This is a genomic window from Rhodopirellula sp. UBA1907 (assembly GCF_002337565.1).
GTDB classification, from domain to species: domain Bacteria; phylum Planctomycetota; class Planctomycetia; order Pirellulales; family Pirellulaceae; genus Rhodopirellula; species Rhodopirellula europaea.
Genome location: NZ_DDGH01000055.1, coordinates 3,734 through 28,850 on the forward strand (window position 1 = coordinate 3,734; position 25,117 = coordinate 28,850).

20 protein-coding genes are annotated in these 25,117 nt (G+C 55.6%); 9 read left to right on the forward strand and 11 right to left on the reverse strand.

The features are described from left to right. Positions 1 to 215: 215 nt before the first annotated feature. On the forward strand, positions 216 to 1,592 hold the full coding sequence (locus B2R17_RS11790) for a hypothetical protein (RefSeq protein WP_286764142.1): 1,377 nt from the start codon (positions 216 to 218) through the stop codon (positions 1,590 to 1,592). A 38-nt stretch (positions 1,593 to 1,630) separates the two neighbouring features. Here B2R17_RS11790 and B2R17_RS11795 read toward each other — a convergent pair whose 3' ends face one another. From B2R17_RS11795 to B2R17_RS11805, 3 genes are all read right to left on the reverse strand, one after another. Beyond that, positions 1,631 to 2,536, reverse strand: coding sequence for an alpha/beta hydrolase (locus B2R17_RS11795; RefSeq protein ID WP_236615678.1), 906 nt, complete (start codon positions 2,534 to 2,536; stop codon positions 1,631 to 1,633). Positions 2,537 to 2,669: 133 nt separating this feature from the next. Next, the gene (locus B2R17_RS11800) at positions 2,670 to 3,692 is read right to left on the reverse strand and encodes a hypothetical protein (protein ID WP_286764143.1); all 1,023 of its coding nucleotides are present in this window, start codon (positions 3,690 to 3,692) and stop codon (positions 2,670 to 2,672) included. A 209-nt stretch (positions 3,693 to 3,901) separates the two neighbouring features. Beyond that, entirely contained in the window at positions 3,902 to 5,722 is a 1,821-nt protein-coding gene (locus B2R17_RS11805; protein WP_286764144.1) for a SulP family inorganic anion transporter, read from the reverse strand. Between the two features lie 495 nt (positions 5,723 to 6,217). Between B2R17_RS11805 and B2R17_RS11810 the strand changes: the two genes are divergently transcribed. From B2R17_RS11810 to B2R17_RS11830, 5 genes are all read left to right on the forward strand, one after another. Further along, positions 6,218 to 6,952, forward strand: coding sequence for a 3-keto-disaccharide hydrolase (locus tag B2R17_RS11810; protein ID WP_286764145.1), 735 nt, complete (start codon positions 6,218 to 6,220; stop codon positions 6,950 to 6,952). A 318-nt stretch (positions 6,953 to 7,270) separates the two neighbouring features. After that, positions 7,271 to 7,585 (forward strand): 50S ribosomal protein L21, encoded by a 315-nt coding sequence (gene rplU, locus B2R17_RS11815; RefSeq protein WP_007325148.1) that lies wholly within the window; start codon positions 7,271 to 7,273, stop codon positions 7,583 to 7,585. A gap of 71 nt (positions 7,586 to 7,656) precedes the next feature. Beyond that, on the forward strand, positions 7,657 to 8,700 hold the full coding sequence (locus B2R17_RS11820) for a serine/threonine protein kinase (protein ID WP_414707305.1): 1,044 nt from the start codon (positions 7,657 to 7,659) through the stop codon (positions 8,698 to 8,700). Positions 8,701 to 9,056: 356 nt separating this feature from the next. Then, positions 9,057 to 9,722: an FKBP-type peptidyl-prolyl cis-trans isomerase gene (locus B2R17_RS11825; protein WP_007325151.1), complete on the forward strand. Its 666-nt coding sequence runs from the start codon at positions 9,057 to 9,059 to the stop codon at positions 9,720 to 9,722. 109 nt (positions 9,723 to 9,831) lie between these two features. Further along, entirely contained in the window at positions 9,832 to 11,115 is a 1,284-nt protein-coding gene (locus B2R17_RS11830; RefSeq protein WP_008666442.1) for a PQQ-dependent sugar dehydrogenase, read from the forward strand. Between the two features lie 74 nt (positions 11,116 to 11,189). Here B2R17_RS11830 and B2R17_RS11835 read toward each other — a convergent pair whose 3' ends face one another. Beyond that, positions 11,190 to 12,551 carry a PQQ-binding-like beta-propeller repeat protein gene (locus tag B2R17_RS11835; protein WP_008666440.1) on the reverse strand — a complete coding sequence of 454 codons (1,362 nt, stop codon included), beginning with the start codon at positions 12,549 to 12,551 and terminating at the stop codon, positions 11,190 to 11,192. A 368-nt stretch (positions 12,552 to 12,919) separates the two neighbouring features. On the opposite strand from B2R17_RS11835, the gene B2R17_RS11840 reads away from it, so the two are divergent. Further along, the gene (locus B2R17_RS11840) at positions 12,920 to 13,576 is read left to right on the forward strand and encodes a sigma-70 family RNA polymerase sigma factor (RefSeq protein WP_007325155.1); all 657 of its coding nucleotides are present in this window, start codon (positions 12,920 to 12,922) and stop codon (positions 13,574 to 13,576) included. Then, entirely contained in the window at positions 13,561 to 15,867 is a 2,307-nt protein-coding gene (locus tag B2R17_RS11845; RefSeq protein ID WP_286764148.1) for a serine/threonine-protein kinase, read from the forward strand. The genes B2R17_RS11840 and B2R17_RS11845 overlap by 16 nt, the downstream gene beginning before the upstream one ends. 16 nt (positions 15,868 to 15,883) lie before the next feature. Here the strand turns inward: B2R17_RS11845 and B2R17_RS11850 are convergent, their stop codons facing one another. The 7 genes from B2R17_RS11850 to dnaN form a co-directional block, all read right to left on the reverse strand. Continuing rightward, a complete protein-coding gene (locus tag B2R17_RS11850; protein ID WP_286764149.1) occupies positions 15,884 to 17,287 on the reverse strand; it encodes a sulfatase family protein in 1,404 nt (467 codons plus the stop codon). After that, positions 17,284 to 18,738: a sulfatase family protein gene (locus tag B2R17_RS11855; protein ID WP_286764150.1), complete on the reverse strand. Its 1,455-nt coding sequence runs from the start codon at positions 18,736 to 18,738 to the stop codon at positions 17,284 to 17,286. The genes B2R17_RS11850 and B2R17_RS11855 overlap by 4 nt, the downstream gene beginning before the upstream one ends. Before the next feature lie 331 nt (positions 18,739 to 19,069). Further along, positions 19,070 to 19,849, reverse strand: a complete 780-nt coding sequence (gene trpC, locus B2R17_RS11860; protein WP_286764151.1) for an indole-3-glycerol phosphate synthase TrpC — start codon at positions 19,847 to 19,849, stop codon at positions 19,070 to 19,072. Positions 19,850 to 19,867: 18 nt separating this feature from the next. Then, positions 19,868 to 21,439 carry a bifunctional phosphoribosylaminoimidazolecarboxamide formyltransferase/IMP cyclohydrolase gene (gene purH, locus B2R17_RS11865; RefSeq protein WP_008661297.1) on the reverse strand — a complete coding sequence of 524 codons (1,572 nt, stop codon included), beginning with the start codon at positions 21,437 to 21,439 and terminating at the stop codon, positions 19,868 to 19,870. A gap of 114 nt (positions 21,440 to 21,553) precedes the next feature. Beyond that, positions 21,554 to 22,342 (reverse strand): imidazole glycerol phosphate synthase subunit HisF, encoded by a 789-nt coding sequence (hisF, locus tag B2R17_RS11870; protein ID WP_008661299.1) that lies wholly within the window; start codon positions 22,340 to 22,342, stop codon positions 21,554 to 21,556. A gap of 191 nt (positions 22,343 to 22,533) precedes the next feature. Continuing rightward, entirely contained in the window at positions 22,534 to 22,944 is a 411-nt protein-coding gene (locus B2R17_RS11875) for a DUF721 domain-containing protein (protein WP_008666428.1), read from the reverse strand. After that, positions 22,941 to 24,221: a DNA polymerase III subunit beta gene (gene dnaN, locus B2R17_RS11880; RefSeq protein ID WP_286764217.1), complete on the reverse strand. Its 1,281-nt coding sequence runs from the start codon at positions 24,219 to 24,221 to the stop codon at positions 22,941 to 22,943. Before dnaN ends, B2R17_RS11875 begins: the two co-directional genes overlap by 4 nt. A gap of 342 nt (positions 24,222 to 24,563) precedes the next feature. Here dnaN and cutA point away from each other — a divergent pair, with 342 nt between their 5' ends. Continuing rightward, positions 24,564 to 24,944, forward strand: coding sequence for a divalent-cation tolerance protein CutA (gene cutA / locus B2R17_RS11885; protein ID WP_008661305.1), 381 nt, complete (start codon positions 24,564 to 24,566; stop codon positions 24,942 to 24,944). Positions 24,945 to 25,117: the final 173 nt, after the last annotated feature.

Below are 25,117 nucleotides of genomic sequence, written 5' to 3' on the forward strand. Positions count from 1 at the left end.
CACAGGCTGGAAGCCTATGCCACGTGTTTTCCGCTCGGTCCTCATGCTTTCGCCTCGGTTGTGCGTAGCTGCTGAAAGACCTGCGTGTTGCGACTGAAAATTTGCTTCGCACCCGTGGCATGCCTTATCCTTGTGGTTCTGCTTTTCGGATTGGACGGAGCCTTCGTGTTCAGTTCTCCAAACCAGGTGGGTGCACAATGATTCGAGCGACGTCGATGGGATTCTTGATGGTGCAGGCCGTGTTGGTTTGTTGTCCGACCGTTGCCGATGAGCCGGATAAAATCATTGCAAAGATTCAATCCTTTGATGCGAAGGCGAGCCCGCTCACCGCCATCACCGGTTGCGAACATTCCGCGACTTGTTTGCTCGGCTATTACGACGGGAGCATCGAACGGTTGAACCTGGAAACCGGAATGAGGACCGAAGTCTGCCGAGGCGTTGCACCGATCCGTCACATCGCCCTGTCAAACGATGAGCAGCACTGGTGTGCGGTTGTCAGTGGTCAAGACGAAGAAGTCCATTTGGTCTTTGGTCAGTTTGATGGTTCGAGCGCGGTGAATGTCATTCCGCTCGCCACCGGCTTGAAGTTGCGAGGATGCTACGCCGAGTTCTCGCCTGACGGAAAGTTCATCGGCGTTTCTGTTCGCCGATTCAAAGATAACAAATCCGTGTTCTTCGTCGCTCACTGCGAAACCAAAGAGATCCTTTGGGAATCCAACACCAAAAGCACAGTGACCAGTACTAGTGGCTTGCTACAATCGTTTGGGTTGACTTGGATCGGTGATCACAAGGTGGTCTTTCTTTCAAACCAATCCAAGTCTGGTTCGGCCGTCCGAATCATCGACGCGGCAACTCTGATAGACATGTCGCCTCTGGATCGCCGACGACATATCAATCTGAAGAGAAAGCCGGAGTCCATTCAGGTTCCTGGAGAGATCCTGCAGATTCGTGCGGCGGTTGACAAGAAATCGATCATCGTCCTCTCTGACCTTGATCCGAAGACTGTGCTTTTCAAGGTGGCTTTTTTCGAAAGTGCACTGTCCAACCAAGAAGGTCAGGTAAGTCCAGCAGCACAGGCTGAATTGCTGTCCCAAATGCCGCAGAGCCACTACCTGCGTGACCACGTTTATCTCATGAATGATGAGGGCAGTTTTTTGGTCAACCTGACGCAACGCAATGCTGGCGGCTTTCCTGTTGGCTACGAGCTCTATGTGGTTCATCCATCAGGCGTGAAGTTGATTGAACGATCAAACGCACCCGCCATTCTACTCGCCGCTGAGAACTCGGTGAGATTGCAACATGACCGAGACAGTGGGACTTCATTTTTGTTTGGAGACGCTAAAAACGATGAACAACACAGTCTGCTCGCGATACGCCACTACCCGACAGAGACCCGTGACGACGGGGTCTTCGATTTGAACTTCCGAGGCAGGCATCCAACAAGTGTGATGGCAGGCGACAAGCCCAGGTACCTGGTGATTGCCGCAGTGAATGTGGTGCTTCCGTTCATCCCTGATATCCCAACCCGAAGACAGCAACCACCGGTGTCGCCGATCGTGGTTGCCGAATTGGTTCCCGCGATCGGGTCATAGCCCGGATCAGGTGATACTTCATCAGCGATGCGTTGCGATCAGTCCAACAGCTCGTTCAATTGCAGCCAAGCTTTGAGTTGGTTGGGCCATTGGTCGACGGGGCGGTCGCCGCGGAACATGCCAAAGCCGTGGCCGCCGGTGGGGAAGAGATGCATTTCGGCTGGGACGTCGTGCTCGATGCACGCCGAGTAGTAACGCAAACTGTTTTCGACTGGAACAGCCTTGTCATCGCCTGCGTGAACCAAGAAAGTCGGGCATGTTGATGACGAGACTTGTTCGTCTCGCGACATTTGGTGCACCAATTCGTCACTGGGCGATTCGCCCAACAGGTTCTTCTTCGATCCGCCGTGCGTGACCGCTTTATCCAACGAGATCACCGGGTAGATCAACGCAGCAAAGTTGACTCCGGTTTGCGGGTCCGTTGCGATGGTCGATGCCAAGTGACCACCTGCTGAGAAACCCATGATGCCGACTTGGTCCGTTTTCAATTTCCACTCGTCATCATGATCTCGCATCAACTTCACCGCTTGGCGAGCATCGCCCATTGGGATCGGGTGCTTGTGAGCACCACCGCCACATCGGTACTTCAAAACGCCAGCCGTCACGCCTTGTTCGGCGAACCATTCCGCCACCACATGGCCTTCTTTGTCGATTGCCAGCCCGCCATAACCGCCGCCGGGACAAATCACGATCGACGTTCCTGAATGCTTGGCTGGGTCAGCGTGGTAGACCGTCAATGTCGGACGCAAGATATCCGTGACCCAGGCATTTCGTTCGCCTCGATCGTGCAAAACTTCGGTGTCATCCGCTTCGGTGGATCCGAGTTCTTCGTCGGTCCAAAGTTGCAGTGTTTCAGGTTCCGCAGAATGGGCGGGTGTGGAAAGTGGCATCCAGGTGGCAGTGAAAACAGCAAGCGTCAGAGCAAACTTCCAGGAGATGTTCATGGGCAGGGCTTTCGCGAACAAGGTGGGATGATTCGTTGAGAGAAACGAAATCATAACTCGTCACCCCGCGAAAAGTGTGAGTGGGCCTGCCTGCCTCTCGAGACAAAATTCGCGAGGATGCTCCGCCGCTACGTCAGTGCATGCTGGACGTGGTCGATTCGTTGCTCCCCGCCTGGCTGACCCGGGGCGGGTTCAATTGCGATTCGTCCCACATCGGTTGTGGTTCGGGAACGGGGACCGACATGTCTGGCTGAGAGATAGCCGGAACGGATTGATGCTGAACCGGTTGGCTGCGGAACATTTGGTGGTAGTCGGCCAAATGCTGATCCACGTCTCGAGAGAGCATGCGTCCGTTGGCATGACCTGCGATCACACACCCGTAGTACAACGCCGTTCCGCCGCCGGGGATGAACCAACTGGCCGTGCCCGCCACATAGGTTCCGTAGGCGGGGTACAGAATGCGATTGGCTTCGATGATCCCGGCTCGATCGTGGCGATCGTAGAGATAAGCCATCACGTCTCGCGAAGCGATCGTTTCGTGCCAAGTTGGAAAGAACATGTACGCCAGAGCGTAGGTGCCTTGATAGCGACGACGCGTGAAGTCTTTGGCATGAGCGAGTTCATGCAGCGCGATCGCGGGAACATCGCTGTAGAGGTGAACCGTCTGGGTGAACGGGTTGAAGTGGTCACCGCCGAAGAAGCGACCGGGCAGAATCGTTTCGCCACCGACGGACAACAGCCCCAACGTGTAACGATAAGGCCAAGCGACGGTTTTGTTCTGTCGCAGTCGGTGAAAGTCTTGCAGCGGTGCGTATTGGTTCATCCGCACCTTCACGTGCGGCAGGTTGTTCTCATCCAAGTAGCTGGCCACCGTCTCTACGGTCGGAGCAGTAATATGGTGATTGTCGACCCGATGGTCCCACAACAAGATTTTGTCGGGGATGCCCCATATCCATCCCGCGGTATCGAGCACCTTGTGAGGCTCGCCAAATTCAACCTGGCTGCTTGAATCGTTGAGCAGCTCGGGAGCGATGTATTGCGGGCGAGCTGGAATGTGTGCAGGACTGAGCACGTGGCAACCGGTGGAACTGAGCAGTCCCAACGTGGTCACCACGAGAGCCAAGAGTTGGCAACGAATCGCTGCGTGCACCTTCATTCCGCCAATCCCTTCACCGAATTCTGATGTCGACTGTGACTCACGAAGTGATTTTCGCGAGCGAGCCTATCCATGAACCGAAGCGAACCAGCACCTGGCTCGGCTCCGCAGGATTTCTATCGGAAGGGAACCGGGTCCGGGACGAATCGAACTGGACCGGTCATGCGAATTTCGCTGCCTTTAACGGCAACGGTTTCACGTCGTACGTTTCACGCCAAGCGGTCAGATGCCACGTGGTAGTGCGGGTCTTCGGAAACGTTCACTTCAACCAAGTCACCAGCCTGATTCAACAACGAGCGACACTCTTCGCTGAGGTGAGTCAGGTGCAAACGTTTGCCCGCGGCTTGGTACTTTTCCGCCAGTCCGTTGATGGCTTCCAAACCCGATTGGTCATAGACGCGGGTGTAGTAGAAGTCGATCACCACGTCATCGGGATCTTCCGAGACATTGAACATGTCTTTGAACGAAGAAACCGAAGCGAAGAACAATGGGCCATGCAGCTGATAGATCTTGCTGCCGAACTCGTTGATTTTGACGTCGGCACCAATGTGCGTGGCGTGTTGCCAAGCGAAGACCAAGGCCGACACGATCACACCCAAGATCACAGCCGATGCCAAGTCGTGCATGAACACGGTGTATCCAGCCACCAAGATCATCACAAACATGTCACTGCGAGGCATGCGGCGAAGCATCTTCAGCGACGCCCATTCGAACGTTCCGATCACCACCATGAACATGACGCCGACCAAAGCCGCCATCGGAATTTGTTCAATCCAAGGTGCCAAGAACAACACGAACAACAGCAAGCAGATTGCGGCAGTGATTCCCGAGAGTCGACCACGACCGCCCGAGTTCACGTTGATCAGTGACTGACCAATCATGGCACAGCCGCCCATGCCGCCGAACAAACCACACACCAAGTTGGCCGTGCCTTGCCCGATGCATTCGCGGTTGCCTTGCCCACGTGTCTCAGTGATCTCGTCGATCAACGACAACGTCATCAAGGATTCGATCAGTCCCACTCCGCACAAAACGATTGCGAATGGGAAGATGATTTTCAGAGTGGCCCAGTTGAATGGAACCATTTCGAACTCCATCCAGAACGGCATTGGCAATCCGCCGCTGATGCCGGATTCGGAGCTCGCCGTTTCGTCCGCTTCCGGATCGGCCGGTGGCATTTCAATGTCAGGCGTGTCGGTCGCCGACGCAAAGGAATCTTTGATCGATGGTCCGTCTTGCGCGACAACGGCGCTGATCAAAGTGGTGGATCCGTCGGCCGCGCTAGCAGGATTGAATTGCCCGGCGTGCAGGGCGGCTTCGGCTTCCTCGGCTGCCATGGCTTCGTTGGCGGCTTTGGTTTCAGCCGCGATCGTATTGGTTCGCAACATGTCACCGACGGTCGCTACCAAGTTGTCACCGGACTCGTTTTGTTGCGATTGATTCACCGCCACGGCGATCAAGGTGATACTCAGAATCGCTGCCAGCGAAGCGGGGATTGCCGTCGTGACCTTGGGCAGCAACCAAATGATCGCCATTGTCAAACCAACCAATGCCAACATCGCAACCAAAGGCAAACCGTTCAGGTAAACCAAGGATCCCGATTCAGATAGCGTCTTGAAACTGCCCAGCTGAGCCATACCAATGACGATCGCCAATCCGTTGACGAAACCCAGCATCACCGGGTGCGGCACCATGCGGATCAGTTTTCCCAAACGCAGCAAACCAATGATGATCTGCAACACGCCGCACAAGATCACGGTCGGGAACAAGTACTCGACGCCGTGATCGGCGACCAAGGCAACCACGACCACAGCCATGGCTCCGGTTGCACCTGAGATCATCCCGGGACGGCCACCGACGACGGCGGTGATCAACCCGATAAAGAAAGCCGAGTACAAACCGATCAGAGGTGACACGCCAGCGACGAAGGCGAAGGCGATCGCTTCTGGTACGAGGGCCAACGCAACGGTCAGGCCAGAAAGAAGGTCGTTCTTAAACGAACTGGTTTGTTGACGAAAGAAGTTCAGCATGTTTGTTTCCGAAGCCACGACTCATCGATTCAGTCGCTGGCTCTGCTAGGTCATTAGAATGGGAGCTTCCTCAAACGTAGGCCACCGTGAGACAAAAGCACGACCGAATGAATATTCGGGGCATCAGCAAAAACCCGATCGACTTACCACTGAGGTATCGCGGGCGGGTTTTAAAACCCAAGAAGCGACGCAGGTCATTCCGTTCATTCCTGCGTGAAAGCCGGACTATAATCCTGTCCTACCATGGGTCAACGTGAATTCACTTGGCCCAGCCCGCCTACCGTCGATGCCACAATCCCTCGTTATCGACACACCAGAAGTCGGTGCGCAATTTAACGCGCCCCACACTGACTTTAAGTTCCTCCGTGGTGACTGTTCGCCCCGGTACCCACCTCGTTTGTCCCACCAAATCCACAGATTTCGATCATGCGGCTCGTTTCAGATTTTTTTAGTGCTTTTCCGTTTCTTCAACGAAACTCCACACCCTCCGCGTTGATGTCACTGGTGTTAACCGGATGCTGTCTGATCAGCAGTGGATTGCCATCGGTCGCGAATGCGGATGAATCGGCGGAGCAAACAGGCAGCGTTTCGGTGAAAGTCTTTGACACCAATGCACCAGGTTGGCGGCAATTGGATGGTGAAGATTTCGTACGAGTCAACGGCGACGATCAAACGCTGACATGGGAAGGCACCGAGGCACTCGGCAGCGGCCAGCCCATCGGTGTGACCAGAACCAATTTTGAAGTCAAAAACTTCGAACTGGTCATCCAGTGGATGCATCTCAAATCGGCCGGCAACTCGGGCGTTTTCGCTTGGGTGCCCATGTCAGCCCTGAAAGACCTGCCGCCCAATCGACTTCCCAACACGGGCATCGAAGTCCAAATGCTGGACCTCGACTATGGCCGCATGTACACCGAAAAGACTGGCAAGCCGCCCACCTGGTTCACCAGTCACGGCGACATCTTTGCCGTCGGGAAGTCATCCATGCAGCCGTTCCCACCGCTTTCGCCCGATGGGCATCGCAGTTTTCCATCGGCTGAAACAACGAATCCGCACGGCGAATGGAATCAGTACTACGTCCGCGGGATCAATGGCGAGATTCGATTGTGGGTCAATGGTGTGGAAGTCTCCGGCGGACGCAGTTGCTCGCCCGATGAAGGCTTCCTGTGCCTGGAATCCGAAGGCAGCCCAATTCGATTCCGCGAAATTTGGCTGCGTGAGCTCCCCTGAGCTCCGGTTTAGGAACCATTCGGAAACAACTTCGGGATCTAAAAGGTAGCGGAAGGGCGCGAGCCCTCTGGTGACACACCGGGCGGCTCGTGCCGCTCCGCTATAACCGAACTTAATTCCGAACGGTTCCTCAGCACCAACAAATGTGAGACCGGGCGATATTTGGCTCAACCGATCTGTTTCCGAGCGACGATCTACTGGATTCGCTCGCTTTGAAAAATCAGCCCTGGTCAAAACGACGGTCGGTCGTTATCCTTCGCGATTCGAAAATCCGACCTCCAGGTCAATTCCCACTTCACCCCGAACCTCTTTCCCGCCATGTATGCCATCTTTGTCGACGGTGGACGCCAATACCGAGTCGAGCCAGGAATGGAACTCGACGTCGATTACCGTGACATCGCTGCAGGAGAAAACCTGAAATTTGAAACCGTGTTGGCCGTTGGTGCCGAAGACGGGCTAAAATTAGGTGCTCCAACGTTGGACGGTGTTTCGGTCAGCGCTTCGGTGTTGGGGATGTCCCAAGACAAGAAGATCTACATCCAAAAGTTCCGTCGCCGTAAGCACAGCAAGAAACGGACGGGACACCGCCAAAAGAACACCCGCATCCGAATCGAAGAAATCGCGGGCGTATGACGCTTTCCTAATCGGCTGAATTGATGCCCCACCTCCGCCTGACAGATTTTGAACTAGGCGCAGTTCTCGGTGTGGGCACGGTCGGCACGGTTTACAACGGGAAAATTCGCGATGACGTCGAAGTCCATCCCGCCGCGGAAGCAATCCGCGGTCAGGATTTGGCGGTCAAAAAGCTGCACCCGGCCGTTTCTCAAGACGACCTGATCCAGGCCCGATTTCGCCGTGAAATGGTGATTTTGGAGCGTTTGCAGCATCCAAACATCATCGGCTATTTCGGTGGTGGCTCCGAAGACGGTCAATTGTTCTATGTGATGGAACGCGTTGACGGCGGCACGATCAAAGATCTGCTGGAAACCAATGGAGCTTTGGCGTGGCCCGTTGTTGTCGACGTCGCTCGACAGGTTTGCTCGGCACTGCAATGTGCCCACAACCACGGTGTGATTCATCGTGATTTGAAACCTGGCAATTTGTTTCTCACCCGAGACGCACTCGTGAAATTGGGCGACTTCGGGATCGCTCGTGACCAGCATTCATCGGACCTGACATCCCAGGGTTTAACCGTTGGTACTCATGCGTACATGGCCCCGGAACAAATCACCGGTGATGAAGCCATCAGTGGCAAAGCCGACCTGTACGCTTTGGGCTGTGTGTTGTTTGAGATGCTCGCCAATCGAAAGGTTTTCGCCGGTGAGAACTTTGCCCAGCTGTTCGAACAACACCTGCGAACCAAAGCTCCCACGATTGCTTCGATTGTGCCGGACGTGCCTCCTGAACTGAGCCAAGTCATCGCCGATTGCTTGGAAAAGTCACCGGACGATCGACCATTCAACGCTCGATCGGTCCAAGGTGTGATGATCGAGATTGGAGAGAAGTACAATCTCTCGGCTTCGTCTGAGTCATCGGTCGGACCAAATCATTCCGAGACGGCGAACGCACACAGAGACGTCAGCGCCGACAGCGTGACCGAAAAAGGCCGACGATTGCTGGAAGAACAGATTCACTATCGATTGGGCGGCACGTCTCGCGAACCGGTGGGTGCGGGCAAAGTCAGCCTGATCGTGGTGGCGATCATCGTTTTGATCGTATTGGCCGTCTCGCTATCGGGTGGTTCGTAGTTGCCAGGCCGGGCCCCGTTCACATTTGCTGACTCCTGTTCCGACCTGATTTCGGGTCGCTGGTCTCCATCCAAACGCGGCCAACTTTCAAATAGCTTCCGTGTTTTGCGAAATCATTCACCCGAACGTGCTTTGATCGCGTTAAAAAACGGCAATTCTGAGTGAACGACCACACCCAATTCGTCGGGGCGTGAAGTATTCTGCCTCGACTGGTATCTTGAATGCAGGCAGCACGAAGTCTCGAAGGTTGTCGGCGATTGTCTGCCAACAACGCGTCTGCTTGCCTCCCTCTTAGGACATTACCGATGCCCCGTCTCTCCCGCCTAATTCCCACCCTCTGTTTGGCCACGTTCGTCATGACCTCCCCCGGCAACGCCCAAGATGATTCTGCGGCCAAGGTCGATGATCAACTCGGCTACTTCCTCGGATTCACCGTCGGCAACTCTTTCGTTCAACAAGGTTTCGAACCAACCGACTTCACCGTCGAAGGAATGAACCAAGGATTGAAGGACGCGTTGTCGGAAAAGGATCCCGCGTTGTCCGATGAACAACTGCAAGAAATTCAAGGCAAAATTCAAGCCATGATGCAAAAGCGTCAGGCGGAACGGATGGCCGAGCTGAAGAAACAAGGCGTGATGAACAAAGAGAAGAGCGACTTGTGGCTGAAGCAAAACGCCAAGGCCAAAGGCATCAAAGAGCTCGAGGGTGGACTGCAATATAAAGTGGTCAAAGAAGGCGAAGGAGCATCCCCGACCGCCGAAGACACCGTCGCGGTTCACTACACCGGCAAACTGACCAATGGCGAAGTCTTCGACAGTTCGGTCGAGCGTGGTCAACCTGCCAAGTTCCCAGTGGGTCGAGTGATCCAAGGATGGCAGATGGCCCTTCAAAAAATGAAGGTTGGTTCGAAGTGGATGCTCTACATTCCACCAGAATTGGCATACGGCGAGAACGGTTCGCCACCAAAGATCGGCCCCAACGAAGTGTTGGTTTTCGAAGTCGAGTTGCTTGAGATTCTGTAGGTCGCCACGGCGATCACGACACAATCGATTGATCATGGACGCTCGTCATTTGACGAGCGTCTTTTTTGCTATCCCCACTTATCTCATTTGTACCCCGAAGGTTCTCGCTATGAAGAAGACTTGGATTCATCAGCTGCTGCTCAGTGGAGCCGCGACAGCTTGCTTGGCCACGCCGGCCGCGATCGCGGAATCACCCGATGCGGTCGCTGCCACGCCGAAGCAATCTTCGTCCACCATCAATTTGGCCGATCCTCCCGCATCGCTCGACGTTTCACCGATGCCGGTCAAAACCGTGGAAGCCTATCCGAACCTTCGCATCAGTCGTCCGGTGATCATCACCGGATCGGGCGATGGCAGCGGACGTTTGTTCGTCGCCAGCCAAACCGGCGAAGTGTACGCATTTGATGAAAACGACAGCGAGGTTTCCGAGCCTGAAATGTTCGGTGACTTCAGCGAAATGGTCACCTACAAAGACAACCAAAACGAAGAGGGATTCTTGGGTTTGGCGTTCCATCCCAAGTTTAAAGAGAACGGTCTTTTCTACGCTTACTACACCACGTCGGACAAACCGCACGTTTCTGTGCTGACTGAGTTCAGCACCGTCAAAGGTAGCAACAACCAGAAAGGCGATCCTTCGACCGCACGCGAGTTGATGCGGATCGAGCAACCGTTTTGGAATCACAACGGCGGCACCGTCGCGTTCGGTCCCGATGGTTACTTGTACATCGCTTTGGGTGACGGTGGTAAAGCCAACGACCCGCTGCAATCAGCACAAGACCCGAGTCAGTTGCTTGGTTCGATCATGCGGATCGATGTCGACAAACGCGATGGCGACAAGCCTTACGGAATTCCCGATGACAACCCTTACGTTGGAAAGTCGGATGCACGGCCGGAGATCTACGCGATTGGGATTCGCAACATTTGGCGAATGGCGTTTGATCCCAAGACTGACTTCCTATGGGCAGCCGATGTGGGCCAAAACGAGTGGGAAGAAGTCAACCTGATCCGTCGTGGTGGGAATTACGGTTGGAGCCTGCGAGAAGCCAATCACAAGTTCACGTTGAACGGCAATGGTTCTGACGCTCGTCCTGATTTGATCGATCCATTGATTGAATACCCGCACACGGACGATTGGGGCAAATCGGTGACGGGTGGAGCCGTCTACCGCGGAAGTCAAACACCGATGCTCGATGGTTATTACCTCTACGGTGACTATGTCAGCGGAAAGGTTTGGGCGTTGAAATACGATGCGGAGACATCGACCGTCACCGAGAATCGTCCCATCTCAGCAAGCGGTTTGCCCGTCTTCACGTTTGGTCAAACGGACTCGGGCGAAGTCCTTGTCAGCACGATGATGGCCGGCGGACGAATCTACAAATTCGTCGCCGAGTGAATCTTCATCACTTGCGACCAAAGCCTCCTCCTTCGAATAATTGATTTGTCCGAAGGAGGAACGACGGCTTGGAATCAGCGAGCGATATCGAACGCGAAAATCAGGTTTTGGTCACGAATGAACAAAGTCTGATCGGCCACCACGGGGTGAGCCCAAATCGCACCGCTTCCGCGAGGCAAATCGGTTTCGCGAGGAATGGTCAACTTGCCGAGCGGTGACCAACGATCCTTGTTGGGTTCCAACAGGACCACGGTGCCATCTTTGTCGTTGTAGCAATACAAACAACCATCGGCGAAGCAGATCGAACCACTCGTGTTCGGACGCAATTTCTCTTGCCAAAGCGTATCGCCGCTCTTGATGTCTTGAGCCATCCAGACACCACCACTGGCTTTGGTCAGTCCGTAGATGGTTCCATCCACAGCCACCACGCCACCGTGGTGATTCATCATGGATTTCCCGTCCAGGTGGTAAATCTGCTCGGCGTTGATTCCGTCCCCGGCGGGTGTCAACTTCAACAACACATTGCCGGCACCGTAGTCACTGGTGTGATAGATGTGGTCACCGAGAATCAGCGGCGTAGGAATCGTTGCGACTTTGTTTCCCGATAGTTCATTTCCGAACAGCTTCTCGCCTGATTGGCAATCGAACGCGACCACGCCGATGCTGCCCGCGGTGACGTAGTAGTCGACATCGCCGATGGAACCCTTCATGGCCGAGACATAGTGCGCGACCGAGTCAACACCTTTGGACTGCCACAGCAACTTGCCGGTGCGACGATCCAGGGCGATCATGAAGTTGCTGCGTCCCGGGGTGACGACCACACGATCACCGTCGATCAATGCCGACTCGCTGTATCCCCACTTCGGGATCTCACCGCCGTAGTCGGCGACCAAGTCCACCGACCAAAGCTTGCGTCCATCCTGGCGTCGCAATGCCGAGACGACACCCACGTCAGACATGACGAAGACCTGATCACCATCAACGGTTGGAGTGCTGCGTGGTCCGCCACCCCAACCGGTGTTGTAATCGTCTCCGGTGCCGGCTCGTGAAATCGGAACTTGCCAGATCGATTTTCCGGATTTGGCATCGATGCAAATCGCATAGCAATTTTGTTCGTCCGATCCCATCGAGAACAGCTTGCCATCGACGATTGCCGTGCTGCTGTACCCACGTCCGGCGGTGGAGAATGTCCACTTCAGTTCAGGACCACCTTCCGGCCATGTTTGAAGAAGGCTTTGATCGGCCGCTTTTCCGTCTCGGTCCGGACCTCGCCATTGAGGCCAATCGGTATCACCGGCCAGCAAATTCGTTCCCAGCGTGCTCGTTGCCAGTGTGATTGTGCCGAGCATCAAAGAAGTTGCGGCAATTCGATTCATCTTTGCCAAGATCGGCCGAACCGATTCGAATGAGGGCAGGATACGAAGTCGACGAAGCATGGTGGCTCGTTCCGTAGTGGTGTGAAGGCGGGGAAAGCCGGAACTTTTGGTTGAGTTCCGCCTTGGCACTTTAGCAAACCCCCTCACACCATCCAAGCAAGCCGAATGGTGATCTCAACGCCATTCGATCCCGGACCCATTTTTTCGCCCAACCTGGGACCTTGTTTTGCAAATCGAGAATTGAGAAGCACTTATGAAGTGTGTGAAATTTCGTTGTCGAACCGAGAAATCAGTCCCCGTTTGGATCTGAAAACGCCATGATTGACAGTTGCACCACGTTCTTTCACCAAACCTAGTCCGGCGGGAGATCAACCAGGCGGTGAAACTGGATTAGACTGACAGACACCGTTTTTGCTGAGAGATTTCTGTTGAACCGTTCGCCTTCCAATTCGACGTCTTCAGACACCACGACCGCTTTGGTAATCGCTTCCAAAGGAGGCGACAACGAAGCGTTGGGTCGACTGATGCTGCGCTATCGAGGGTATCTGTTGATGCTGGCTCATCGGTACCTCAGCGATCAACTTCGGCGACGAATCGATCCTGCGGATTTGGTGCAAGTCACGTTTTTGGAAGCCAAACGAGACCTGCATGCTTTTCGAGGTGAATCGGCGGGCGAGTTCGCGGGCTGGTTACGCGGCATGCTGAAAAACAATGTTGCATCAGCGGTCGCTCATCACGTGATGACTCAGAAACGTTCGACCAAGAAAGAGGTGCATGCGGGAGGAGCCGGGGGCGACGGCAGTCAGCCGGACAACTGGATCGCACAAATGCCCGGAGCCAAAACCAGCCCCAGCGGCGTCGCGGTTCGACAAGAAGCCGTCAGTGCGATGATGCAAGCGTTGCATGAGCTACCCGAGACGCAAGCCGAGGCGATTCGTTTGCGTTACATGGAAGGCTTGTCGTTGAAAGAGATCGTCGACCGTATGGACAAGAGTGAAACCGCTGTTGCCGGATTGCTGAAACGTGGTTTGAAAAAGCTTCGCACGATTTTGGACACCGGTAGCAGTCCATGGTGGAAGACGTGATGGCCGAGTCCAACGAAGACGACTTGGATGAGATCTTCGCTTTGTACCTGTCCGCATGCGACACAGGGGAACTGACGTCACGAGATGACTTTCTCAATCAGCATCCCGAACACGCCGATCAACTTCGCGAATTGATGGACGCTGCCGACTTGATCGGAACGTTTTCAATGACCGGGTCGGACGCCACGGGAACGCCAGGTCCATGGACAGGACCCATCACATTGCCACCCGATTCAGAGGTCAGAGACCAAGCGGCTCAGTTGGCATCAACGGCCAGCCAGATCGACGTGCAAACCGACATGGCGGACACGATCGGAATCGGCACCGCATTGTCAGCCGACGGGTTGGGCGAACACTCCAACGTGGATCCCAATCTGACGTTGCCGATGGCCAATCGTTCACAGGGCGATTCGGGACCGTCGCTGCCGTTCGATCTGGGCGACTATCAGCTGCTCAAAGTATTGGGCGTTGGTGGGATGGGTGTGGTGTACCTGGCCAAGCAACGGGAACTGGACCGGTTGGTGGCTGTGAAGATGATCCGCAGCGGCATCTTGGCCGGACAAGACGAAGTCAAACGCTTTTACACCGAAGCCAAAGCTGCCGCGAAGCTCAAGCATCCAAACATCGTCGCCGTTCATCAATTTGGACGTCGTGCCGGTCACCATTTCTTCTCGATGCAGTACGTCGAGGGAGAAGACCTTCAAAAGGTGCTCGCCAAAGGCCCGTTGCCGTCTCGACGTGCCGCTGAGATCGTTCGCGACGTGGCTCAGGCCATTCATCACGCACACAGCCGCGGCGTCCTGCATCGCGATCTCAAGCCCGGCAACGTGCTGATCGATCCATCGGGCCAGGTCCACGTGACCGATTTCGGTTTGGCAAAGCACACCGATGCGGACAGCAGCGTGACCGGCAGCGGTGCTGCGGTGGGAACGCCTCACTACATGGCTCCCGAGCAAGCTCTTGGACACAGCGATCGTGCGACCCATCACAGCGACATCTACTCGCTTGGTGCGATCCTGTTCGCCGCGATCACGTCCAAGCCGCCAATCGTCGGCGACACCGTGATGCAAACATTGTTGAAGGTCGCTCATCAACCTCCGCCGACTCTGCGATCGGTGTGTCCGGAAGCGGAGTCAGATCTGGAAGTGATCGTCGCCAAGTGCTTGGAGAAGCAGCCCAAGGATCGCTACAAAACCGCGAAGAACCTGGCCGATGACCTGAACCGGTTTCTGTGCGGTCAAACCATTCACGCTCGTTCTCGAAGTCGCCCCCGCAAGGTCATCGATTGGTTCGGGCAAGTTCCCGTGGTCGCCGCGGTCACGGGCCGCCAAACATCTGGCACCCCGATCGGGCAACGTCGCTTTCAAAATGGAATCTTGGCGGCCACGGTTGTTCTCCCGCTTCTGTTGCTAGGCGGTTTGGTTTGGCAGCAACGAATCAACAACGCGATGCCAACCCAAATCCGAATTGCAGGTGGTCTTCCCGGTGGTCTGTACAATCGCGTCTCCGAACAATTGTCAAAAACGTTGCAGTCGCAAACGTCGGTTCCGTGCGAAGTCATTGGAACCAATGGCACGTGGGACAACCGTGAACGCTTGATCGCTGGTGAATTCGAATTGGCACCCATTCAAGCGACAGCGGTCAACGGTGAATCACTTCGCGTGGTCGCACCGTTGTTCTACGAGGCCGTCCACATTCTCATTCGCGACGACAGCGAGATCGATTCGGTCGAAGACCTATCGGGACAACGCATCGCCGTGGGTCCTCATGGCAGTGGTTCACGTCGAGCCGCCGAGATGGTGCTTGAGTCACTGAAGTTGTCCGAGTCCGTTTCGCCTCGCGTTGAGATGCCTTGGGAGACGCTGCAGGAAACGAATCCGAAAGTTTCCGCGGAAGCCGCGATCATCTGCATCGGCGTTGGCAGTGACCTCGTCACTCGAATGTTGACGGAACAGCGATGGCATCTGCTGCCGCTACCCGATGGCGTGTCGATCGCGCTGCAGCATCCGACTCTGCACGCAATGACGATCGCGACGGATGCGTACGCGGGTTCGAGCATTCCTCCATCGGGAGTTCACACGGTCGGAACCACCGCGTTTCTCGTCTGCCGCGATTCGGCCCCGGATCCGTTGATCGAGAGCACGCTGCAGGCACTCTACGAAGAACCATCCATTGTTGGGTTGATCCCCGCGAGACAGGCGGCGGAATGGCAAGGTCTCGCCTTCCACCGCATCTCGCGACGCTACTACGACGACTTGGAAGCTCAATTGGCTAACACTCAGTCAGACTAACTGGTGTGTTCCCAGATCAAGGTTTCGCTTGCTTCTTTTTCCGTTTTGACTGGCCGCGTTTCATGTGATTCAGGGCGTCCATTTCGGTCGCCTGTCCTTTGTCACCGCAATATTGCATCCAGTGATCGAGTTCCATTCTCAAGGATCGCATCGTCTCGTGATGAGCTGGATCGGCGGCCAGATTTTTCAGTTCCAACGGGTCATTCGCTAGATCGTAAAACTCGATCTCGGGACGCTGTGTATAGCGTTTGACCAACTCGATCGCTTTCGCGTTTCCAGCTTCCGCTTCGCGTTTCCAACTGACGAACTCTTTTGAACTCGTGCAGGCATTTTGGAAAGTCACATCCGGGGTGAAGTTCCAAATGTATTTGTAGCGATCCGATCGAACGCTTCGAATCCCATAGTGATCCGAACCATTGTTGATGCCGCGTGTGGTCATCTCGCCAAACACCAACTGTTTGTGATCTTGTTTGCCAGCGAAAACAGGAAGCAAACTTTTGCCATCCAATTTGGTTGCGGCTTCGGCCTTGAGATCACCACCGGCAACTTCGATCCAAGTCGGAAGGAAGTCGATGTACTCGATCATGGCATTGTTGGTCGATCCGGCCGCGATATGCCCTGGCCAACGGACGATGCAACCCGATTGCAGGCCGCTGTCATAGCATGTCCATTTTGCAAACGGCATCGAATTGCCTTGTTCGCTGACGACGATCAACAAGGTGTTGTCTGCGACTTTGTATTGGTCGAGCAAATCGATCGCTTGTCCCACCTGCGAATCGAAATAAGTGATCTCCGCTAGGTAGCGTGACATCCCCTCGCGAGTTTCGGGTGTGTCCAAGATGTAGGGCGGCAACTTGAGTGTCGCGGGATCGTACCGAGAAGCGTCGCCTTTGTTCCACGGGGTGTGAGGTTCGTTGGAACACAAGAACAGACAGAACGGTTGCTCGGTTTCGGAGCATGCTTTCACGAACTCTTCCACCGCTTCAAAGTCGGGGTTGGAATTGCCAGGCAACTGCTCCCAACTGAAAACCGATGGCGGAGCGATGTGTCGTTTCCCACTCTGTGCGACCTGATAACCCAATGGTTGCAGGAACTGAACTACGCTATCAGTCCCATCGGGAACAAACGTGTGATTCGGGTACGCACCCGATTTCACCGGGTACTGACCGCAATAGATGCTGTGCCGAGTAGGCGAGCACATGGCGACCGATTGAAAGCAACGGGTGAATCGCATGCCTTCTTCCGCCAAGGCATCAATGCGTGGCGTGTTAGCTTGCCCGCCATAACACCCGATGTCGCGAAATGTGCAATCATCGGCGATGACGAAAACCAAATTCGGTTGTTCATTCGCCGTCGCTGCATTTCCCATCGAGAAAAACGCGGAAACAATGACCGATAGAGCGAATGACAACCGAATCATGAGCTCACCTTCTTTCGCCAAACAGGGCGAGCATTGGCCGTGATTTCTTTGTTCAGTTCCTCCATGCGAGCATGCATTTTCTGAACTCGATCGGGCTCTTGTTCGGCGAGATTGTTTTGCTCACCGATATCTTCGGAAAGATGGAAAAGAAACACTTCTGGTTCGGGGGCGGGGCCTTTCGCATTTTTGCCTCGACGAGGAACCTTTCTCAAGTACTTCCAATCGCCCATACGAATGCCTTCGAGCGCACCGTGTGCGGAATAGAAGACAAATTCATCACGCAAAGACTCATCCGATGTGAAAGTAGACGTCAGGTCGACCCCGTCGATCTTTCGATCATTCTCGAGTGCGACGCCCGTGACCGAAGCGATGGTGGGAAGCAGGTCCATGTTGGTTGCGAAGGCGTTGCTGGACGTTCCCGCGGGAATGCGTCCCGGTGCCCACATGATACAAGGTACCCGCTGGCCTCCTTCAAACGTGGTGCCTTTTCCGGCTCGCAAGGGACCGGCACTTCCACCATGGTTTTTGAATTGCAACCAAGGGCCATTGTCGCTGGTGTAAACGATCAGCGTCTTTTCTGACAAACCAAGATCACGGACGGTTTGAACCAGACGCCCCACTTCCGTGTCGATGTGCTCGATCACGCACTTGTATGCATTTTGTGGATTGGGATCGTAAACGTCCTCCGGCACATACAAAGGAATGTGCGGCATGGAATGAGGCAGATACAAGAAGAAAGGTTTGTCCTGGTTTGCTTCCACAAACTCGATGGCCCGATCCGTGTACCGGCGAGTAATGGTCCTTTGGTCAACGGGCAGTTCGATGATCTCTTCGTCTTGCACCAACGGTGTATTCCACAGGGTGACCGCGGAAGACTGATCCGTCCAACGATCATCCGACGACATCTTTCCGAGTCGTTTGTTGTCGGGATGATTCATGTCATTGGAATACGGAATCCCATAGTAAGAATCAAAGCCGTTGGATGTTGGCAGCGTTTCCTTGTGATGACCGAGGTGCCATTTGCCAACGCAAGCGGTCGCGTAACCGGCTGACTTCAAATGGTCCGCAATGGTGACCTCTTCCGGATGCAATCCGTAATTGCTCTGCGGGAACAGAACGTGTTGATGCAACCCAACTCGTTTGGGATAGCAGCCTGTCAGTAGGGCTGCTCGAGATGGCGAACACACCGAGCAAGCGGAATAGAAGCTGGTGTAGCGACGTCCTTCGCTGGCCAAGCGATCAAGGTTTGGAGTTTTGATATTGGGTGAGCCATAACATCCCAAATCGTTGTAGCCTTGATCATCGGTGAAGATCACGATGACGTTTGGTTTCGCGGATGTATCGGTCGACTCAGCGGCCGAGCTGTGGCTACCAAGCAGTGCGAGAAACCCCGCGAGGCCGAGCACAATGGATTGGCAGCGAGGAATCGGGAAAGCGCTTCTGGATGACATGAACTCGCCTTGCAAAGGAGGGGGGACGGTTCCTGCCAGGCGAAGGAACCGGTGGGCTGCGGTCTATCATAGCCACTGCTGCCAGACGAAGCAGCAAAGGATGGTGCCTTCAGACCGCACATCCACGGCGGCCTCCTCCGGGGCGTCGATTCAATGAGTGAGGTAGCGGAACTCGCCAAGAGTTTCGGCCTGCACCGTTATTCGCCGAAAGTCTTGGCGACTTCCGCTACGGCCAGATGCGTCAGTAATAAAATCGACATCCTCCGGGGCGAATGCGCGTGAATAGCGCCGAGAGAGCCCCGAGACCCACCCGCCTTGATCCACTACCTCCTCAGTTGGCGAGCAACGCCTTGGTGGCGACCGTGATGTCGGGCTGACGCATCAGCGATTCGCCAACCAAGATGGCTTTGATGCCTCCGGCTTTCAACATGGCGACATCATCCGCGGTTCGGATGCCGCTTTCGCCGACTACCAATCGATCCGATGGAATGTCGGCGGCCAAGCGAACGCAGTGCTGCAAATCAGTTTCGAAAGTTCGCAGGTCTCGGTTGTTGATTCCGACCAACCGGGTCTTGGTTGCCAGAACCGGAGCCAGGTTCTCGGGTTCGTAGAGTTCAATCAGCGTTTGCAGTCCCAACTCGGAGGCTTGCTCATCCATCTCGATCAATTGCTGAGGCGAGAGACATTCGGCGATCAACAATACCGCATCGGCACCTGCGACGCGGGCTTGCAGCAGTTGATAGGGATCGACGATGAAGTCCTTGCGAAGGATCGGCAAATCGACCGCCGAACGAACAGCGCGAAGAAAGTCCAATGAACCTTGAAAGAAGGGTTCGTCGGTGAGCACGCTGATGCAAGCGGCGCCTCCGTCTTCGTACGACTTGGCGATTGTCGGTGGGTCAAAGTCTTCGCGAATCAGTCCGGCGGACGGACTGGCTCGTTTGACTTCGGCGATCAAGCGAACTTGATCGGTGGCCGCGAGCGAGCCGTGAAAGTCGCGACACGCGGGAAGATCCTTCGCCGCCGCGACGAGTTCCGCGGCGGGCACGGAAGCTTGATCACGCGCGATGACTTGGCGAGTTTTTACCAGGATGTCGTCGAGAATCGTCATCGCAATGCTACCGGGCAATCAGTGTTTGAAGTGACGACGACCGGTGAAGACCATCGCGATTTCGTGTTCATCACAGGCAGCGATCACTTCGTCATCACGACGCGAGCCACCGGGTTGAATGATTGCCAGCACGCCTGCTTTGGCAGCCGCTTCGATGGAATCGGGGAAGGGGAAGAACGCATCCGATGCCAGAATCGCCCCATCGGATCGTTCGCCAGCCTTCTTGATCGAGATCTCGACGCTGTCAACGCGACTCATTTGGCCGGCACCCACGCCGATCAACGACGTGTCCTTTGCCAGCACAATTGCGTTGCTCTTCACGTGTCGAACCATTTCCCAGCCAAAGGAAATGTCGTCCCACAATTCGTCGTCGACGGGTGTTTCGGTGACGGTCTTCCATTGCAAAGGCGAGCTGACCATGCGATCAGCATCCTGAACCAACATGCCGCCGCTGATGAACCGACGCGACACTTTGCGGGCTGGTTCGTCCAAGCGTCCGACCTGCATCAAACGAACGTTGTCTTTCCAACGTGGTTTGGTTGTAAGCAGTCCAACCGCACCGGCTTCGAAGTCGGGTGCGACGATGGCTTCGATAAACAATCCGGGCTGACACAAGAATTCGGCCGTTGCTTCATCGAGCGTTCGGTTCATGCCGATGACGGAACCAAAGGCGGACAACGGATCACCCGCCATGGCTTTGTCGACCGCATCGGACAGAGTATCACCGGTCGCGGCACCGCATGGGTTGTTGTGCTTGATGACCGAGACAGCCGGTTCGGCAAAACCGCGAGCGATGTCCAGAGCGGCATCGAGGTCCAGCAGGTTGTTGTAAGACAACTCTTTGCCACTGATCTGACGAGCCGACACCAAGTTCGCGGATCGATCCGACGAATCGGAATACAACGCGGCACGTTGATGCGGGTTTTCGCCGTATCGCAATTGGGTTTTGCGTCGCAGTGACACGTGCATCGAAGCGGGGAACTCGCCTCCCACCGCATCGCCTTGCATGTAGTCAGCGATGGCTCGGTCATAACCAGCGGTATGATCGAACGCTTCGGCGGCGAGCTGGGTGCGTAGCTCGTCGGTGGTTCCGCCCAACGTTTCCAGTTGATCGAGAACGTCGCCGTATTGCTCGGGGCTGGTTGCGATCGCGACATCGCCATGATTTTTTGCTGCCGCTCGCACGAGGCTGGGGCCACCAATATCGATCTGCTCGATGCATTCGCCTCGAGTCGCACCCGAACGACTGACCGTCGCGGCGAATGGATACAGATTCACGACGACCAAATCAAATGGCTCGATGTCGTGATCGGCGATCGTGTCCATGTGCTCATCAACATCGCGACGAGCCAAGATGCCAGCGAAAATTCGCGGGTGCAGCGTTTTGACGCGACCATCCAGCATTTCCGGAAAACCGGTGTACTCGGCCACATCTTCGACCTTGATACCGGATTGTTCCAAGTGGGCACGAGTCCCACCGGTGCTGTAGATCGTGACTCCAGCGGCGGACAATCCGGCGGCAAAATCTGCCAGCCCCATCTTGTCGCTGACACTGATCAATGCGTTACGGACGGGGACCACATCAGACACGGTAAACGACTCGGTTCAAGAAAACGGTTGAAAGCCCCAAAGCAGCTTCCGGCAACTCAAACCGCCATGTTCCTTCCCACCGCCAAGACGGTCAAGGCACCGTTGACGATCCGTTCATGTGGCGAAAGGCCCTGCGGGCATCCGAACCGGAATTCCAGCCTCGGCCATGTGCTGTTTGGTCGGTCCGATTGGGTGGGTACCAAAGTGGAAAATGCTGGCCGCCAGAACCGCGTCCGCCTTCCCATCGCGGATGGCCTCGACCAAGTGGTCAGGATTTCCGGCACCGCCGCTGGCGACGACAGGGATCCGAACCGCTTCGCTGACCGCTCGAGTGATCGGGATGTCGTATCCGTCGCAGGTACCGTCGGCGTCCATGCTGGTCAGCACAATCTCACCCGCCCCCAACTCTTCGACTCGTTTGGCCCACTCGACCGCTTGCAGCCCGGTCGGTTTGCGACCGCCGTTGATGTGCACCTCCCAAAACTCTTCACCATCTTTCTGGACTCGTTTGGGATCGATGTTCACCACGATGCACTGACGCCCGAATCGATCGGCGGCTTGGCGGATGAAATCGGGGTTGGTCACGGCTGCCGAATTGATGGACACCTTGTCGCAACCGGCCGACAACAACGCTCGAACATCCTCGACCGTTCGCACTCCGCCACCCACGGTCAGCGGCATGAAAACCTGTTCCGCGGTGCGGCGAACGACATCCAGCAGGATCGCTCGTTCTTCGTGGCTGGCCGTGATGTCCAAGAACACCAATTCGTCGGCGCCTTCGGCTTCGTATCGCCGAGCCACTTCGACTGGGTCACCGGCATCTCGCAAGTTCACAAAGTTGGTGCCTTTGACGACGCGTCCGCCATGGACATCGAGGCAGGGAATGACGCGAGCGGAAAGCATGGGGGAATCCAAAGGGAGTGGCTGACGAGCAGGGCGGTGCTATCAACGTACCCAATCGGATTTCGAAAACGCAAGGATGCCAGCCGCTCGAGGTTCCTGCCGATCAAGACAGGTCGCTGCTCATTGCCGCCGTGGAACGCTGCCTTGCTGACGCTGCGGGTTGTGATTGATGAGACAATCCAAAACTCGGACTACTCCGCCTGGACCTTGAAACGCAGGTCCTGAATCTTGGCTTGCGGGTGTTCCTTGGCCAGCTTTTTCAAGATGCGACGTTTTTGGAACGTCAGTTCCTGCATCACGACGCTGTCGACGGCGTAGATCATCAGCACGCCGCGTTGCAGTTTGCCGACTCGAAACGAAGAAGCGATCGAAGCATCGACGGCCGATTTGATGGTCCCCGTCAAAGCTGACTCGGCACCGACGGAAGCGTATCCGCGTCGGCTCATCAACTGAGAAATCAGACTGCCGATCTTCCGCGGGCCGCCAGATTTCTCTTCGACCAGTTTGGGCGGCAGGCGCTTGGAAGAATTCGCCCCGCGACCTGATTCACCGCGACTTGATCCACCGCCGGATGGTTTGGGCGGCTGTCCCATGGCGATCACCGATCACGAGCCATCGGCATGATGACGTAAGCGTACCCGTCGTCGGTCTGCAGCAGAGCGGGTGACTTCGCCGATTCGATTTCCATCACGACGGTCGATTCGTTGTCCATCACTTTGCAGAAATCGGCCAGGTAGCGATGGTCCATCGTCAGCGTGATCGACTCGCCGTCGTAGGCGATTGGCAACTCGATTTGTGATTCACCCAGGTCGGCGGTCTTGGCTTCCAACTTCAACGTGCCGTCGGCGAAAGTGAAGTCGACTCCGCGGCTGTCCAAGTCCGTCACGATGGCGGCTTGGCGAAGGGCAGCGAACAGGGGCCCGACGACCACATCGATCTGAATCGCGTTTTCGCGTTGGGGCAAAACCTGACGCCAGTTCGGGTAGCGACCTTCGACCAACCGGCTGCTGATGACCGCCCGTGGGGTCCGGATCAACAGGTCGTTTCCGCGGGAGGCGACCTCAACGAAATCGTCCTTCTCGCTCAGGGCTCGCTCGATCAATCCGATCGCTCGCGTCGGCACAATGGTGGTCATGCCACTGGTCGCGTGGCCGCCAACCGATTCGCCGGTGCCTTCCATTCGGGCCAAACGTCGGCCGTCGGTTCCAACCGCGATGACGGAGTTTTCTTCCATCTCCAGCAGCACACCACCGAGGGCGTAACGGCTGCTTTCGGAGTCGGTCGCGAAGACGGTCCGGCGGAGCATTTCGCGAAAAGTGCGAGTGCTGATTTGGTGGTACTTCGACTCGTCGAATTCGTGGACGCTGGGGAATTCATCGGGGTTGTTTCCGGGCAAGCGAAACTTGCTCCGGCTGCCCGAGATTTTGATGCCCGCTTCGTCGGTTTCGATCGTGATCGTTTCATCGTTGCTCTCTCTCAGGATGGGCCCGGTGCGAGCGACTGGCAGCAGAGCTGTGCCTTCGGTTTCGACCTCGATTCCCTCGGTCACATCCAACCGAATTCCGACCTCTTGGTCGGTCGCCATCAGCGTGATCTTGTCGCCCGCGGCGGTCACTTTGACGTTCTGCAAAATCTCCTTCGGCGATCGGCTCGGAGCAATCGATGCAGCGAGGACGAAAGCGTTGGCGAGGATGTCTCGTTGGCAGGTGATCTTCATCGGAGCGATTGAAAAAAGAGACAGGGCAGGAACGCCGACAACCGCCGGCCGAGCCCCACATGCTTCGCGGCAAACATGTTGCTCAGGGCGGTCCAAGTTGTAACGCGATCGCTTCGGATTGGCATCCCCTGAAGACTCCATCGGAAGCCCCGATGCGAACACGGCCCAAAACCGGATGTGAGCTTGGGCGGTTCTTCCCAGGATCTTTGCTATCAAAACTAACTAATTTATTTACCGTCGTCGTCGTAATGCGTGGACACCGAGTGTCTGAAAGCGATGTTTGAAACTCAGTTGAGTCGGCAAAACACGAATAAAACAGCGGTTGGATCGTTGTGGATAACCTGTCGTTTGGATGTCTCAAATCTGTCTGAAGTTTGACCGACTTCGAACACACCCAGACAGTGGCTTGCCAATGGCTGTCAAAAGTCAGACAGTTTTAGACAGACTTCAGACAGTGAAATGACAGGTTATCCACAGGTGTTTTTGGGGTGAAAACGAGGGTCTATGAGCACCAAAAAAGAATTTGAAAACGACCCAAAAAAGTCCGTTTCGAGGACGTCCGATGGGCCTCGTCTGACCGTTTTGTGGACGACCGTGGAATCTTCCGAGCAGGCGGAAGCGATCGCGAAGGGGTTGCTGCAGGAGCGTTTGGCAGCATGCGTGCAGATCGATTCACCGATCATCAGCCACTACGTTTGGGACGGCCAGTCCTGTTCAGAAAAAGAGTTCCGAGTGGTCATCAAAACCACGTCTGAACGGACCGACGAAGTGATCGATTGGCTGGCCCAGAACCATCCCTACGACGAACCTCAGATCGTCGTCTTGCCGGTCGAGAAAGCCTCCCCGGGCTACGCTCGATGGGTCGCCGAATCAACGTCGGAGTAGTCGCTCATTGGCTCCGCTCAATGGCCCCTTGCCTCTGACCAATGGATGGAGGCTCGCTGAAGAAGTCGTTCGTTCGGGTGGAACTGAACGGCGACGTTGATGTACCAGAAACGCCCTCTCGGGCTCTCGAGGTAATGCAGTTTTCTGCATTGGCGTACCTCTCCCGAAACGAA

Coding starts and splice junctions, on each gene's coding strand:
- rplU (WP_007325148.1), top strand. CDS start 7,271: ATGTATGCCATCTTTGTCGACGGTGGACGCCAATACCGAGTCGAGCCA.
- trpC (WP_286764151.1), bottom strand. CDS start 19,849: ATGACGATTCTCGACGACATCCTGGTAAAAACTCGCCAAGTCATCGCG.
- B2R17_RS11850 (WP_286764149.1), bottom strand. CDS start 17,287: ATGATTCGGTTGTCATTCGCTCTATCGGTCATTGTTTCCGCGTTTTTC.
- B2R17_RS11800 (WP_286764143.1), bottom strand. CDS start 3,692: ATGAAGGTGCACGCAGCGATTCGTTGCCAACTCTTGGCTCTCGTGGTG.
- B2R17_RS11805 (WP_286764144.1), bottom strand. CDS start 5,722: ATGCTGAACTTCTTTCGTCAACAAACCAGTTCGTTTAAGAACGACCTT.
- B2R17_RS11835 (WP_008666440.1), bottom strand. CDS start 12,551: ATGCTTCGTCGACTTCGTATCCTGCCCTCATTCGAATCGGTTCGGCCG.
- B2R17_RS11830 (WP_008666442.1), top strand. CDS start 9,832: ATGAAGAAGACTTGGATTCATCAGCTGCTGCTCAGTGGAGCCGCGACA.
- B2R17_RS11795 (WP_236615678.1), bottom strand. CDS start 2,536: ATGAACATCTCCTGGAAGTTTGCTCTGACGCTTGCTGTTTTCACTGCC.
- cutA (WP_008661305.1), top strand. CDS start 24,564: ATGAGCACCAAAAAAGAATTTGAAAACGACCCAAAAAAGTCCGTTTCG.
- B2R17_RS11825 (WP_007325151.1), top strand. CDS start 9,057: ATGACCTCCCCCGGCAACGCCCAAGATGATTCTGCGGCCAAGGTCGAT.
- B2R17_RS11845 (WP_286764148.1), top strand. CDS start 13,561: ATGGTGGAAGACGTGATGGCCGAGTCCAACGAAGACGACTTGGATGAG.
- B2R17_RS11855 (WP_286764150.1), bottom strand. CDS start 18,738: ATGTCATCCAGAAGCGCTTTCCCGATTCCTCGCTGCCAATCCATTGTG.
- B2R17_RS11810 (WP_286764145.1), top strand. CDS start 6,218: ATGTCACTGGTGTTAACCGGATGCTGTCTGATCAGCAGTGGATTGCCA.
- hisF (WP_008661299.1), bottom strand. CDS start 22,342: ATGCTTTCCGCTCGCGTCATTCCCTGCCTCGATGTCCATGGCGGACGC.
- B2R17_RS11790 (WP_286764142.1), top strand. CDS start 216: ATGGGATTCTTGATGGTGCAGGCCGTGTTGGTTTGTTGTCCGACCGTT.